The organism is Ciceribacter ferrooxidans, from assembly GCF_004137355.1.
Lineage (GTDB): Bacteria > Pseudomonadota > Alphaproteobacteria > Rhizobiales > Rhizobiaceae > Allorhizobium > Allorhizobium ferrooxidans.
Genome location: NZ_SDVB01000403.1, coordinates 1 through 299, shown reverse-complemented (window position 1 = coordinate 299; position 299 = coordinate 1). Strand labels below are relative to the sequence as shown.

The following is a 299-nucleotide window of genomic DNA, read 5'->3' as shown; positions in this document are numbered from 1 at the left end:
TTTTACTCCTGTGGTTTTTTTTTTGCCCTGCCATTGGATTTGCGCATGATGCTCTGCCTTTTTGCTCTCTTTGCAAGCCCCACATTGCTGGGCATTCCTTTGCTCATCGTAGCCCTTATCTTTCCAGCCTTTTTATTAGCCCGAACCTCTTCCCGAATGATTAATAACCGCCTCTTCACTATACAATCAGCAATCTTTGTTGACTCTGCCAAACAACTATTTTCTAAAATCAAACACCAGGGCATTGAATGAGTTCCGTTATTATTATCAATAATAATTTTCTTATTATTCTTAAACCT

1 protein-coding gene is annotated in these 299 nt (G+C 38.8%); it reads left to right on the top strand.

Annotated features, from left to right (window positions below):
* Positions 1-252, top strand: a 252-nt coding sequence (locus EUU22_RS25415; protein WP_165351290.1) for a FoF1 ATP synthase subunit a, incomplete at its 5' end; no start/stop codon positions are given.
* Positions 253-299 lie beyond the last annotated feature (47 nt).